Genomic DNA, 13,407 nt, shown 5'->3' on the forward strand with positions numbered 1-13,407 from the left:
ATGACTTCATTGATTGAACACGTCACGCCCGCATCCCTCACCGAGGTGTTGCAAGCCGCCGGTTATCGGGTCAACGAAACGGAGCAGAACGGTATCGTGCAACTGCTCAGCGCCAGCCAAGGCATCGGTTATGCCGTGCGCTTCGGCAATCCGACACCGACGCCGGGCCAATACCTGGATTTCACCTTCAGCTGTGCCTTGCGCGTGCAGGGTGAATTGCCGGCCGGGCTGGCGGAGCTGTGGAACGCCTCGCGACGCTTTGCCCGGTTGTCGGTACAGGGCGAATTCCTGGTGATGGAAATGGACGTGGTGGTGGCGGCCGGCGTCAGCGCCGAGCACCTGCGCAGCAACCTGGAACTGTGGGACCGGTTGCTTCAGGAATTCATCGTCTACCTGCGCGAGTTCAGCCAGAACGCCGCCCGCCTGCACACCGGCGCCGAGCCTGCTGAGGCCGCGCCGGAGGAGGCCGTCGCACTGTGAAAAAGCCAACGTTTGTCATCAGCGCTGCGGCGCTGGGCCTGGTTGCCGTGGCTGTTGTCCTCGGCTTGCGTCCCGGCAACGATCCGGTGGCGGCGGTGCAATCGGTCAGCGTGGCGACAAGCGAGTCGTCGAGCCTGGCGCGGCTGGGTAGCCAGCAGGTCAGCCCGGAAGAACTCAAGGCGTTGCTAGCGGCGCTTGCCCCCGAGGTTCGCCAGCAGATGCGCGGCAACCGCGCCGCACTGGAGGGCTGGATCCGCGCAAGACTGGCGGAAAAAGCCGTGCTGGAGCAGGCCGATGCCCAAGGCTGGCGTCAGCGCCCGGAGGTGGAGCGCCAGATGCGCGCTGCGACCGAGCAGATTGTCTTTCGGGATTATCTGCAGTCGGTCAGCCAGGTGCCGGCCGGGTATCCCAGCGAGGATGAACTGAAACAGGCCTACGAAGCGGGAAAAGCCAACTGGACGGCGCCGGCGCTGTACCGGGTCAGCCAGATTTTCCTCGCGGCGACCGAGCCACAGACCGTCGAGGCGGTGCGCCGCCAAGCCATGGAACTGAGCAAAAAGGCCCAGGCCGCGCCCGCTGAATTCGCCGCGCTGGCCAGCCGTTATTCCCAGGACCGCGCCAGTGCCGAGCGCGGTGGTGACAGTGGCTTCCAGCCGTTGCAACAGCTGGTGCCCACGGTGCGCGAGGCGGTGGCGCGGTTGAAGTTGGGGGCGATATCGGACCCGGTGCAGAGCGCGGCGGGCTTCCATGTGATCAAGCTCACCGAGCAACAACCGGCCCGGGAAGCGACCCTGGATGAAGTCCGCGAGCGCCTGACCCAGGCCTTGCGTGCCCAGCGCCAGGAGCAGATCGCCAAGGCCTACCTGGACGGCATGCTCGACACCGCGACGTTGAGCATTGATGGTGCGCAGTTGAGCAAGGTGCTGGAGGAGGTTCGGTAGCTGGTTTATCGGGACTGCTGCGCAGTCCAGCGGGAGCAAGCTCCCTCGCCACGCTTAATCGGTTTTTAAATGACAGGGAGTCACTCATGTCTTTCATCGAGCCCGCAGGACGCCAGGCTGTCACCGCATACCGCGCGCCCTTGCGTGCGCCTGAGCCCTGGTTGGCCTTGGCCGCCAGCATCGAGCCGCAGGTGGCGCAGTGTTTTCTGGTCAGCGCCCGTTGCGGCTGTTTCATGCAGGCGTCCCGCAGCCTGAACGTCAAGGCCACATGGCTGCGCAAGCAGTTGGCCCAACTGGAAGCTCGCCTGCAGCGCTCACTGTTCAGCTTCCAGGGCAGCACCCTGGCGCTTACCCGCGAAGGACGGCAGTTGCAGGCGCGCTTGCTTGCCCTGGGCGAGGACGGGCCGCCAGCGCTGGCCGATCAACCGCTGATTCGCCTTGCAGTGGCCGAGTCGATCCTGCATGACCTTCTGGGTCGTGACCTGATCTCATTGCTGCGCCGCAACGCCAGCGTGCGCTTGCAAATCATCACGCTGGACAGCGAACTGGCGCTGCAGGCGGTCAGTGCCGACCTGGTGCTGTGGCTGAGTGACGGGCAGGAATCAACGCCGGGGCCGAGCGTTGCGACACAGGCGCCGGAGCAGCTGGCGCGGCTGGACTATCTGCCTCACATCGCCAAGCGTTATTCCCGCCCGGCCAGTCGTCCGCGCCGGTTGGAAGAGCTGAACGACTACATGTTGGTGCAATGGCAGGCCGACAGCCAGGTGGGCAGTTTCACGCCGTGGAATACCCTCGTCGAGCAACGCCGCGCCGGCGTGGTGCAGCTGCAATCCTATGAGCTGATGCTGGAAATGATCCGCTGCTGCGCCTGCATTGGCCTGTTGCCGAAGTACATGAGCCATTTCGATCGCGGCTTGGTCGCCTTGCCGGGGTTGTTTGAGCAGCCGATGCAGCGCCACCTGTGGATGGCTGTGAGCACCGAGGCCCGGCCAGTGCCGCAGGTGCAGATGCTCATCGAACTGATCCGCCACACGCTGGATGAGCGCAGGGAATGGTTCCGGGCTTGAAGCACATGGATTCGGGCCAAAGCAGCTTCAAGCCGTGATCGGCAATTCGATGAGATTGGGGCGGCCTGAGCGTATGCCATCCTCGACCGCCCCGGCAATGTCGCTGGAGCGCTCGACCCGGCGCGAAGCAACCCCCAGGGCAGAGGCGAGGGCCAGGAAGTCGATGGCCGGGTCGCGGATGTCCATGCCGATGAACTGGTTCGTACCGGCACTGCGGTAGTGCGCCTGGTTGCGCGCGTAGTTTTTCAAAATGTTGTATTCGCCATTGTTCATGACCACAAAGGTCACCGGCAAACGCTCGTGTGCCGCGGTCCAGAGCGCTTGCGGTGAATACATCGCCGAGCCATCACCGACCAGGCAGACCACCGGGCTGCGGTCCAGGCCGAGCGATGTCCCGACAGCCGCCGGCATGCCCCAGCCAAGGATAGCGCTACGCGTAAACAGGTACTGGCGGGCCGAATGTGAATCCAGGCAAGCACGCACGTGAGGGATGGTGACCGGCGCTTCGTCGACGATCCAGATGTCAGGGCCGATGGCCCGGACAGCTTCATGGGCTGCTACGAAAGGCGTGGTCAGCGGGGAATCAAACTCACGGCGCGCGCGCTCGGCGACTTCGATTCGACGGGTACTGCGCTCGTGCGCAGCGACATTTCGCAGCGTCGTGATTGCCTGGCTGTGCGGGGCGAGTTTTTTATCCAGTAATGGCAGCAACAGCTGCAAGGACAGCTTTATGTCGCCTATCAATCCCAGCGCGGTTCCGTGAACCCTGCCCAGTTGGTGGCCATCGCCGGTCAATTGAATGAGGCGGCAATGTGGGGGAATCGCCGGACCGTCCGAGTATTGGTAACTGATCAGCGAATGGCCGCCAAGAAGGAGCACTGCGTCGAATTCAGCGAATGTTTCCCTGATGTCGGCAGCCTTGGGCGCCAGGGCGCCTCGCCATTGAGGATGAGCGGTGGGGAACGGGATATGCCCGGGCCAGGAGGGCCCGAACACCGGCGCGCCGAGCGCTTCGGCGAGCCTCACCGCTTCCGCTTGCGCATTCGACTGGAACACCTCTTCACCGACGATCATCGCCAGCCGGCCCGGGGTAACCGTCGATAAAGCCTCAGCCAATGGCTCGATTGCTGCGATCACCGCACCCCGTTCGATTCGCGACGGCTGGCCAGCACCGGTATCCGTGTGCTGCTCCATCACGTTGATCGGCAGCGAAAGGAACACCGGGCCGGTCGGCCCCGTACGGCAGTCCTGCAGAGCGCGGCGCAACAGCATCGGGATATGTTCGGGATGCTGGATTTCCTCCGCCCACTTGACGCTCGGTCGGGCCAGGCTGACCAGATCACCGTGAAGCAGCGGATCGGTTACCCCATGGCGGGTGTCTTGCTGGCCTGCGGTGATCACCAAAGGCGTGTTCGCCATCTTCGCGTTCAGGATGGCGCCCATCGCATTGCCCAGCCCACCGGCCGTATGGAGATTGACGAAAGCGGGGCGCCCGGACGCTTGCGCATAACCGTCGGCCATCGCCACGACGGAGGCTTCCTGGAGGCCGAGCACGTAGTGAATATCAGAGACGCCTGAAAGCGCATCGAGCAACGGCAGCTCCGTGGTGCCTGGATTGCCGAAGACATGGCGAACGCCTTCGCTGCGCAGCACTTCTACGAACAGATCCGCGCCGCGTTGGCCACGGACGCTGGACGGGACACTGGGGGTTGAGGGCATGGCGCGAAACCTCGCTCATCGGGAAGAAACAATTTACCCTGCTTTCGTGGCTATGGGATCGCCAAATGGCAACGAATCGCTGACGCCGGTGAACGAGCTGGCAGCGCAGTGTTAAAGCCCTCATCAGTGCAGCCGATAAATTCGTCCATGAATCGCCAACAGCAGTGATGGGATCGGGCCTACGACCAAGGTCTGCTGGCCGGCCACCTCATTTAAGGAAAAGTGACTGTGATCATAGGTATCGACCTGGGCACCACCAACAGCCTCGTTGCTGTTTGGAATGGCGAACAAGCCCAGCTACTTCCAAACGCCTTGGGCAATCTTCTCACGCCTAGCGTCGTTGGTCTTGACGACCAGGGCCAGTTGATAGCCGGCGATATAGCCCGCGAACGGTTGCATACTCACCCGCACCTTACCGCCGCCTTGTTCAAGCGCTACATGGGCAGCGCTCGTGAAACCCTGTTGGGCGGGCGCGCCTATCGCGCCGAAGAACTTTCGGCAATGTTGCTGCGCAGTCTCAAGGCCGATGCCGAGCGGACCTTGGGCGAGCCGGTGCACGAAGCGGTAATCAGCGTGCCTGCTTATTTCAGCGATGCCCAGCGCAAAGCCACCCGTATTGCGGGCGAGTTGGCCGGGCTGAAAATCGACAAACTGATCAACGAACCCACTGCCGCCGCCCTGGCCTATGGTCTGCAAGAGCGAGGCGAAACGACCTTCCTGGTGTTCGATCTGGGGGGTGGTACGTTTGACGTATCCATTCTGGAACTGTTCGAGGGTGTCATGGAAGTGCGCGCCAGCGCAGGGGACAACTTTCTTGGCGGTGAAGATTTCGACGACCGGCTGGTGGAGCATTTCATCAGCCGCATCGGTGCGGCTGATCTTCCTGATACGAATCAGCCCGCCATCGCACAAAGGTTGCGGCGTGAGGCGCAGCGTGTTCGCCACGCCCTGGGGCAAGCGCAGGTCGCACGCTTTAGTCTTCGCGATCAGACGCGCGAGTGGGGATTGGAATTGACCCAGGGCGATCTGACGCAAATCGTCCAGCCATTGTTGGACCGCTTGCGCGCGCCTATCGAGCGCGCACTGCGCGATGCCCGGATCAAGGTCGCGGACCTGGACGAAATATTGCTGGTAGGCGGTACCACGCGCATGCCGTTGGTGCGCAAGTTGGTCGCGACACTGTTCGGGCGAATTCCGGCCATGCAGCTCAACCCGGACGAGGTCGTTGCGCAGGGGGCCGCCATCCAGGCAGCGCTGCAGGCGCGCCATGCTTCCCTCGAAGAAGTGGTGCTGACCGATGTGTGCCCTTATACCTTGGGGATCGAGACCGCGGTGCAACTGGGCACCGGCTACCAAAACGGCCATTACTTGCCGATCATCGAGCGCAACACTGTCGTGCCCGTCAGCCGTTCCCGTGATGTCTCTACGCTCAGTGATAATCAGAAAGTGGTCAGGCTGGGTATTTATCAGGGTGAAAGCCGGCTGGTGGCCAACAACATTTTCCTCGGTGAGTTGGAAATTCCCGTGCCACCGCGCAAGGCCGGCGAGGTCACGCTGGAAGTACGCTTTACTTACGACAACAACGGTTTGCTCGAAGCCCAGGTGCATTTGCCGATCAATGGCGAAACCCGCCGATTGGTCATCGAAAACAACCCAGGGGTGCTGACTCCCGACGAAATCGCGCAACGGCTTGCCGCACTCGAAGCACTGAAGGTGCATCCACGTGACCAGCAGGTCAACACACTGCTGCTGGCCCGGTTGGACCGCCTATATCAAGAGTGCCTTGGCGATGCCCGGGATTATATTGCCGGGCTGGCGAACCGTTTCCAGCAGGTACTCGACACCCAGGATGAACACCGGATCCGCGAAGCCCGCGGCGATATTACCCAGCGCCTGGCCCATTTCGAGCAAGAGGGTTAAGCCACATGAGCCATTGGCAAATGCTGGGCCTCACCCCTGACGCAGACGAGCGCGGCATCAAGCGCGCCTACGCACGGCTGCTCAAAATTCACCGCCCGGATGAAAACCCCACTGAGTTCCAGCGCCTTCGTGAGGCCTATGAAGCTTCGTTGGCCGAAGCCCGCTGGCGCGCGGAAGCGGATGATGAGGTTGTTTACGCACCATCGGCGGTAATCGCGTCATCGCTGATGGTTCCTGAGCCCAAAGAAAGCCTCACGCATGGCAGCTACCGGGAACATGTTGGCATCGCGACCTCTGCCAACCCTCCAGAGCCGGCCCTGGGCGAGATTCGGCAATGGCTGGATGAAGGCAAGGACCGCGAGGTCATGGACGCGCTGCGCCTCTGGCTGGCAAGCGACTGGTTGTTGCCGTTCGAGCGCCGCCAGCAGTTCGAGCAGGATATTCTGGATTGGCTGGAGTCGGCGCAAGGATGGTCACCTGCGTTCTTCGACGGGGTATGCAAGGTCATGGGGTGGGACGAAGCCCAGGGCAATCTACCCTGTGAATATTGGCGCTGGAGCCGCTTGATAGAGCGATGTGAGGCGCATGCCCTGGCAGAGACCATACGCCGCGATCTAGCCAGGTTTGAGGATGACAGGGTCCATGGGCTGGCTGCCGCCATGCTGTTCCTACCCATGACCGACAGACGTCGCCGGGAAATGGCCGACGGTTTAAGCAACCTCGACTGGCAGCGCTTCACAGAACTCGCTCAAGCCATCGAATATCAATACCCGGAAGTGCCTCAGCGTCTGGGGCTGCAACCGCTCGGTAATTGGAGGGATTGGCTACCGCCCACCAGCTACCACGGCGTTTATCTCTTCGTCTGGCTGGCGCTGTCTGTCGTACTCATCGTTTCAATGCTCGCGGGGCCGAGCGAGAAAGTAGACTTGGTCTCGGCGATAATCATGCCGCTGATGATGGCGTTCGTGAACTGGATCGGCAGCAAGGCATATGTCGTCTGGGCCATGGTGGCTGTGACGGCGGGGCGCCTGGATGTGCTGCTCAGCCGAAGGTTGATCCCGCCTCGCTGGTATCGACAGGGCGCCGGTCTGCTGTTGCTCCGCCACGTGCTTCCTGCCGCAGTGCCCGCCGCATTGGCATACCTCTGGTCTTATGATGTCCTCTGGCTGCGGTGGGGCAGTCCGGTGCTGGTGTTCCTGGGTACGGTCTACTTTACAAACGACGCGCTTAGCGGCGGCAGGATTTCAATGTGGGGTCGTGCATTGAGAGCGCTCAAGTTGAGCGTGGGGCGGCTGCCTTGGCACCTGCTCAATAAGCAGGGGCTTCCGGCTGTGATTGCAGTGGCCGTGATGGCGCTAATTGTCTATTTCCGCATGAAAGCCGCCGTTTAGAGCTGCGCGCGTTGTGGTTGAAAGGCTGCCTGTCTCCCAGGCGGCCGTGGCGGCTGGCAGCTGCAGCCAATGTCTTAGCTCTTCGGGCAGCTCCAGGGTACGCCGGCTAAACTGGCGATACGACTTGCCTGCCCTATGGCGTAATGCGATAAACCGTTTTTCGGTTCTGTTTCGTTACATTCTTTTCATCAGGCCGACATCGTTTGATAGCCAAGAGCGCAATCGTCAATGCCTGATCGTAAAGCCAGCCTTCTTTTTGCCGCCGCCACCGCGACTGCCGTCATGGCCGTCACCGCGGCGGTGGGGCCGATCACGTTGTTCTGGACCAATGAGACGCGTCTGGAGCGGAACGTGGTCGAGTCGCAGATCGAGCGTATCCGCAATGTCCAGGGGTTTCTGGTCGACGCGGAGACCGGCGAGCGTGGCTACGCCTTGACGGAAAAGGACGACTTTCTACAGCCGTACTATGTCGCCGTGTCTCACTTGCCTCCTGCCATCAAAAGCCTGCGAATTGCCTATCAAGGGGATCCGGCCGAAGAGATTGCGCGTGTCGAAGCATTCATCCGGCACGCCGAGCTGAAAATGGTCCACCTGGACAGGGTCGTGAAGCTGGTCAGCCATAACGGCAATGATGCGGCAGAGGCCGAGATCGCCGCTGGTGGCGGCAAGGAACTGATGGACACCGTGCGCGCCTTGACTGCGGAGCTCATTGCTGACGAAACAGAGGAGCTTGTGGCGCTCGAACGGCAGCTTTTGAGCAACATTCGTTGGGCGGTCGCGATTTCCATCCTCAGCTTTGTCGTTACCCTGGGGTTAGGACGTTTCATCTACCTGTCCATGCGCAGCAGTGTCCGCCGTCAATCGGAGTCTGCCGTGGCGGCCAACCTGGCCAGCGATCAACTGAGCCTGAGCCTGGCGCGTTTGAAACGCCGAAATGGCGAGATTGGTCTTCTCGCGGAAATGGCCAGGTTGATGCAGACGGAGTTGTCCCAGAAGGAAACGCTTCAGCTGGCCAGTACTTACTGCCAAAAGTTGATACCTGCAAGCGAGGGGGAATTCTTTCTCTATCGCAACTCGGCTGATGTCCTGCAACACGCCGCAGCGTGGGGGCAGGCCGAGGAAAAGGCCGCCGATGCGATACTCAACCCCAAGGATTGCTGGGCAATCAGGCGGGGACGCTGGCATTTGTCGGTGCACAACCATGATCTTCGCTGCCCTCATTACCCAGCGGCGTCTGGCACTGACCCAGTGACTGACTGTTGTCTTCCGTTGATGGCTTACGGTGAAATCCTCGGCCTGTTGCATATCCGTCAAGTCGGCCTGCGCGACCTGTCCGAGGAGGGCCTGCAGATCGCTGAAGCCGTGGCGGAACAAACGGCGCTGGCATTGGCGAATGGCCGCATGCGCCAGGTGTTGGAAACCCAGTCCATAAAGGACCCGCTGACCGGGCTGTACAACCGCCGCTTCATGGACGAGACGCTCAACCGCGAGCTGGTGCGCGCCGAGCGCAACGGGGCGTGCCTGAGTGTCGTGATGATCGACCTCGATAACTTCAAGCAGTTGAATGACTCTTATGGCCACTCAGCAGGCGACGCCGTGCTGCGTGCGGCTTCCGCCTTGATCGTGCAATCGCTGAGATCCTCCGACATTGCCTGCCGATTTGGCGGGGAAGAGCTGATCATCATCCTTCCGGACTGTCCGCCCGAAGGTGCTGTGGCCCGAGCCGAATCCATACGGGTGTCTCTGGAAGAGATGAGTCTGGTTGATCACAGCCAGACGCTCACTGCGACTGCTTCTTTCGGGGTGTCCTCCACACAAACCTGCGGGGCCAATCAAAACGCACTGTTGAAGGCCGCTGACTCGGCGCTTTACGCGGCCAAGCGTTCTGGAAAGAACCGGGTTGAATCCTGGCCCTTGTCAAAAAGGTGAGCCGCAAAGCTTGCGTCAGCGTCGAGGCTTATAGCTCATAGGTGGCGCGGATAGCTTCCACGGCCCGCTCACCGATCACGACGCAGGGCGCCATCGTGTTGCCACTCGTGACATGGGGCAGGATGGACGCATCGGCAATGCGCAGGCCCTGGATTCCGTAGACGCGTAATTGACTGTCCACCACGGACATCGCGTCCCGGCCCATTTTTGCCGTACCGCACTGGTGCCAGTAGGTCACCGCAGCGTTGCGAGCATAGTGTTCCAACGCTTGGGTGTGCAGTTTTCCAGGCAGGCTTTCGCCCTTTACCAAGCCCTTGAACGGCGTCTGGGCGCCCAGCTCCTGGACGAAACGAATGTTTTCCAGGGCGTTGCGCCGATCGGTCGGGTGCGACAGTGTGTTGGGTTGAATGATCGGGGCATCGCTCACATCCGGGCCGCTGAGCGTGATCCGCCCGCGACTTTCGGGGTGGGAAAGGCCAGCGAACATCGTCCAGCCATGGGCGGGAACACCTAGTGCGGCGGTCTCTGCACTGGGCACTGGAAATTCAACCTGGCAGTGGAACATGTCCGGAAGATGCAAGGCGCTTTCGCTGCTCCAGTAGAGCGTCGCCTCCGAGCCGCCGTAACCCACCGGTTGTGGCCTCGCGTATTCGAAGATAACCGCAAAGGACACGTGGTCCTGATGGTTGGCGCCGACGCCGGGCAGGTGCTGGACGAGCGCAATGCCATGGCGCTGCAATTCATCCTCCGGCCCCACGCCGGATTGCATCAGGACCTTGGGCGTGTTGACCGCACCCAGCGAAAGAATGACTTCGTGTTCGACGTAGAAGCACTCGGCCTGGCCATTGCTGATGGTCTGCACGCCGATGGCGCGTTGGTCGCTGAAGAGCACCCGGCTGACAAGCGTATCGGTCAGGACGGTGAGGTTGGGCTGGCCGCAGCGTGGAGCGACGTAGGCGCGGTAGATCGAATGACGCCGGCCATCCTTGACGATGAGATCGTTCAAGGCCGCACCTCCGCGGCCCTCCATCATGGCGCCGTTGGGGTTTTCAAAGGTGGGGATACCCATTGCGCCAGCTGCACTGAGCATGGCGTTGGCAATCGGTTGCGCGTCCTGGACAGGCGCAACATGAACCGGCCCGCCGCTGCCGCGACGCAGCGGATCGGCGATGCCCCGATAGTCTTCCACGCGCTGATAGATCTTCAGGACCGAGGCGTAGCCCCAAGCAGGATCGCCGCTGTCGACGGCGAAGTCTTCCCAGTCGTTCTTGTGACCTCGGGCCCATAGCATGACATTGACGCTGGACCCGCCGCCCAACCCGCGTCCCATGTTCAGCGGCATCTTCCTGTCGTTGAGGTGAGGGTTGGCTGCACCGACGAAGTTCCAATCGCGCTCGCTGCCCAGGTTCAACGGCCAATGCTGCGGCTCCAGCACATGGGGATGCTCATCGCCGCCGCCGGCCTCGATGAGCAATACCTGGACCTCGGGATTCTCGGCCAGCCGTCCGGCAACGACGGAGCCGGCAGTCCCCGCCCCGCAGACAATAAAGTCGTAATGGTGCTTCTTCAGGGCGGGATTCACGGGCATGAGCGGGCTTCCTTTGCAGGGTTCCTGTTATCGAGTTCAGCGCAGCAGCGGCCTGGGTTACTGGCTCTTCTGTACGGCCTGGATGATGACTTTTGCGACGTCTGCCGGGCGTGATTGCTGTGGCACGTGGCTGGCTTCGATTTCGCTGACCTTGGCACCGATCTTCTTGGCGAAAGCCCTTTGCAGATCCGGCTGGATCATCCGGTCTTCCTTGGCCACGATGTACCAGCTTGGCTTGCCTTTCCAGGCAGCGGCGCTGGTCTTGTCATCGAAAGCCGAAGCGCGGATCGGCCCTTGCGTCGCGGCCATTACCGCGGTTTGTGCTGGGGGAAGGTCCTGGGCAAAACCGCGAGCCATGCCTTCGGTGGTCATGTAGAGGAAGCCGTTCTTGTCGGCGGCGATGTCTTTCACGCCGGATGGAGCCGGGTACTCCTTGCCCAGATCCTTGACGGCCTGACCGGCATCCGGAGCAAACGCGGCGACGTACACCAGGCTGCGGACTTTCTTGTCGGTGCCGGCCTCGCTGATGACGGTGCCGCCCCAGGAATGGCCGACCAACACGACGTCGCTCTCCTGGTTGTTCAGTACACGCTGCGTGGCGGCGACATCGTCAGCCAGCGAAGTCAGCGGGTTTTGTACGACAGTGACCTTGATGCCTTCCGCCTGCAGCAGCGGGACGACTTTGCCCCAGTCGGAGCCGTCGGCGAAAGCGCCATGGACGATCACGACTGAAGGCTGTTGCGGCGCGGCATGGACGGCGCCGCCGAACAATGAACCGGTCATGGCGAGTGTGAGGGCAAGGGCCTTGGGTTTGAACATGATGCGATCTCCTGTTTGGGGTGAGCGCAGTTTCGGCGATACTCGGCGGCCCGGGTATCGGTCGTTTATCCGAGGCCATCAACATTCAATCGGATACGCGGAGGAAACGAGATGACGACAGCTGACTGTATCGCAGTGGAAGACGCCATCCTGGCGTTGTCCATGGTCGGCGACCTGAGCATGGGCCAGCCGTTCGATCAGTCGCGTCGCACCGCCCGCTTGGTGCAGATGCTCGCGCAGACTTGCAACGGTGCTGGCGAGCACACCGAGACCGGACGCCAGGTGGCCTTGCTGCGCTGGTCAGGCTGCACCGCCAATGCCGAGGGCTTCACCCGGCTGCTGGGCGATGACGTCGAGGGCCGCAACGCAATGCTGACGCATACCCTCAGCGAGGCGGGGCAGCGGGCGATGCGCCGGTCGACGCCGCTGGCACAGATTCATTGCGAAGTGTCCGGTGATATTGCTCACACATTGGGTTTGAAAACCGAAGTCGAACAGGGTCTGCGTCATGTGTTCGAGCAATACGACGGTGAGGGAAGGCCATCCGGCCTGCGTCATCCGCAGGTGCCGGAGGTGGTTTATCAGGTGTTGCTGGCGGGGGATCTGGAGATTCTGTCCCGTACGCATGGGCTGGAGAGCGCATTGCAATGGATTGCCAGCAAGCGCGATCGCCGTTATCCGGCAGCGCTTGCCGCTGAAATGCTGCAAAACGCCGAAGATTGGCTGGATCAACTGCGCTCGCCACAGTCAGTTGATTCGCAGGTCGCCACGGCACAGGTGCCGTTGAGCCTGGTTGCTGATGTGATCGATCTAAAGCTGCCATGGCTGGCGGGGTACTCGCGACGTGCCTCGGAGCTGGTTCGAGAGGCCGCCAGGCTTTCCGGGCTGTCGGCGCCGGCCATCGATCATCTCGGCCAAGCGGCGCTGATCCATGGCATCGGCCGCGCGGCGGTGCCCAATCGCCTCTGGAATACACCGGGAGCCTTGCTCGACGGGGATCTTGAGCAAGTGCGGTTGGTGCCTTACTGGACATCGCGAGCCTGTGGCCAGATACCCGCCCTGGCGGTGCCGGGTCAGCTGGCGGCGCATGCCTATGAGCGCCTGGATGGCAGCGGTTATTTCCGCAGCCTGGGCGGCGACACGTTGCAAACCGAACATCGTTTGCTCGCCGCGGCCCTGGCTTGGCAAGCGATGCTCAGCGAGCGGCCGTGGCGGCCGGCCTTGAGTCACGACGAAGCGAGTTGCCTGTTGTTGGCCGAGGCGGATCAGGGACGGTTCGATCATCGGGCTTGCCAGGCGGTAATGGCGGCGTCACGCGGGGACGCCACGATGACAGCCTGCAAGCCGGGCGGTGGACTGCTCTCGGAGCGTGAAACCGAGATTCTTCGGCGCATCAGTACCGGGGGAAGCAACAAGGAGGTGGCGCGCCAGCTGGGTATCAGCCCGAGCACGGTGCGCACCCATGTCGAAAGCGTGTTCCGCAAGCTTCAATGCACCACCCGGGCGGCGGCGACGCTGAAGGCCCTGACACTGGGTTTGATTTGACGCCGGCA

Annotated in this window: 10 protein-coding genes; 7 read left to right on the forward strand and 3 right to left on the reverse strand. The window is 62.0% G+C overall.

Going from position 1 to position 13,407, the window contains the following annotated elements:
- The 3 genes from M1E16_RS13445 to M1E16_RS13455 all read left to right on the forward strand — a co-directional run bounded on the left by M1E16_RS13445 (position 1) and on the right by M1E16_RS13455 (position 2,488).
- Positions 1 to 480 carry a YbjN domain-containing protein gene (locus M1E16_RS13445; protein WP_458130221.1) on the forward strand — a complete coding sequence of 160 codons (480 nt, stop codon included), beginning with the start codon at positions 1 to 3 and terminating at the stop codon, positions 478 to 480.
- Positions 477 to 1,421 carry a peptidylprolyl isomerase gene (locus M1E16_RS13450; protein WP_458130222.1) on the forward strand — a complete coding sequence of 315 codons (945 nt, stop codon included), beginning with the start codon at positions 477 to 479 and terminating at the stop codon, positions 1,419 to 1,421. Before M1E16_RS13445 ends, M1E16_RS13450 begins: the two co-directional genes overlap by 4 nt.
- Before the next feature lie 86 nt (positions 1,422 to 1,507).
- Positions 1,508 to 2,488 carry a LysR substrate-binding domain-containing protein gene (locus tag M1E16_RS13455; RefSeq protein ID WP_458130223.1) on the forward strand — a complete coding sequence of 327 codons (981 nt, stop codon included), beginning with the start codon at positions 1,508 to 1,510 and terminating at the stop codon, positions 2,486 to 2,488.
- Positions 2,489 to 2,515: 27 nt separating this feature from the next.
- On the opposite strand, the gene M1E16_RS13460 is transcribed toward M1E16_RS13455, so the two are convergent.
- Positions 2,516 to 4,207: a thiamine pyrophosphate-binding protein gene (locus M1E16_RS13460; protein ID WP_458130224.1), complete on the reverse strand. Its 1,692-nt coding sequence runs from the start codon at positions 4,205 to 4,207 to the stop codon at positions 2,516 to 2,518.
- Between the two features lie 228 nt (positions 4,208 to 4,435).
- Here M1E16_RS13460 and M1E16_RS13465 point away from each other — a divergent pair, with 228 nt between their 5' ends.
- The 3 genes from M1E16_RS13465 (at position 4,436) to M1E16_RS13475 (ending at position 9,447) form a co-directional block, all read left to right on the forward strand.
- Entirely contained in the window at positions 4,436 to 6,127 is a 1,692-nt protein-coding gene (locus tag M1E16_RS13465; protein ID WP_458130327.1) for an Hsp70 family protein, read from the forward strand.
- Between the two features lie 5 nt (positions 6,128 to 6,132).
- Positions 6,133 to 7,518, forward strand: coding sequence for a J domain-containing protein (locus M1E16_RS13470; RefSeq protein ID WP_458130225.1), 1,386 nt, complete (start codon positions 6,133 to 6,135; stop codon positions 7,516 to 7,518).
- Positions 7,519 to 7,746: 228 nt separating this feature from the next.
- On the forward strand, positions 7,747 to 9,447 hold the full coding sequence (locus M1E16_RS13475) for a diguanylate cyclase (RefSeq protein WP_458130226.1): 1,701 nt from the start codon (positions 7,747 to 7,749) through the stop codon (positions 9,445 to 9,447).
- 28 nt (positions 9,448 to 9,475) lie between these two features.
- On the opposite strand, the gene M1E16_RS13480 is transcribed toward M1E16_RS13475, so the two are convergent.
- Together M1E16_RS13480 and M1E16_RS13485 are read right to left on the reverse strand one after the other, a co-directional pair.
- Positions 9,476 to 11,035: a GMC family oxidoreductase gene (locus tag M1E16_RS13480; protein WP_458130227.1), complete on the reverse strand. Its 1,560-nt coding sequence runs from the start codon at positions 11,033 to 11,035 to the stop codon at positions 9,476 to 9,478.
- 57 nt (positions 11,036 to 11,092) lie between these two features.
- Positions 11,093 to 11,854, reverse strand: coding sequence for an alpha/beta hydrolase (locus tag M1E16_RS13485; protein ID WP_458130228.1), 762 nt, complete (start codon positions 11,852 to 11,854; stop codon positions 11,093 to 11,095).
- Between the two features lie 111 nt (positions 11,855 to 11,965).
- Here M1E16_RS13485 and M1E16_RS13490 point away from each other — a divergent pair, with 111 nt between their 5' ends.
- Positions 11,966 to 13,399, forward strand: a complete 1,434-nt coding sequence (locus tag M1E16_RS13490) for an HD domain-containing phosphohydrolase (protein WP_458130229.1) — start codon at positions 11,966 to 11,968, stop codon at positions 13,397 to 13,399.
- The last annotated feature ends 8 nt before the right edge of the window (positions 13,400 to 13,407 follow it).

It is taken from the genome of Pseudomonas sp. Z2-11, assembly GCF_054161305.1.

Coding starts and splice junctions, on each gene's coding strand:
- M1E16_RS13445 (WP_458130221.1), top strand. CDS start 1: ATGACTTCATTGATTGAACACGTCACGCCCGCATCCCTCACCGAGGTG.
- M1E16_RS13455 (WP_458130223.1), top strand. CDS start 1,508: ATGTCTTTCATCGAGCCCGCAGGACGCCAGGCTGTCACCGCATACCGC.
- M1E16_RS13460 (WP_458130224.1), bottom strand. CDS start 4,207: ATGCCCTCAACCCCCAGTGTCCCGTCCAGCGTCCGTGGCCAACGCGGC.
- M1E16_RS13470 (WP_458130225.1), top strand. CDS start 6,133: ATGAGCCATTGGCAAATGCTGGGCCTCACCCCTGACGCAGACGAGCGC.
- M1E16_RS13475 (WP_458130226.1), top strand. CDS start 7,747: ATGCCTGATCGTAAAGCCAGCCTTCTTTTTGCCGCCGCCACCGCGACT.
- M1E16_RS13480 (WP_458130227.1), bottom strand. CDS start 11,035: ATGCCCGTGAATCCCGCCCTGAAGAAGCACCATTACGACTTTATTGTC.
- M1E16_RS13485 (WP_458130228.1), bottom strand. CDS start 11,854: ATGTTCAAACCCAAGGCCCTTGCCCTCACACTCGCCATGACCGGTTCA.
- M1E16_RS13490 (WP_458130229.1), top strand. CDS start 11,966: ATGACGACAGCTGACTGTATCGCAGTGGAAGACGCCATCCTGGCGTTG.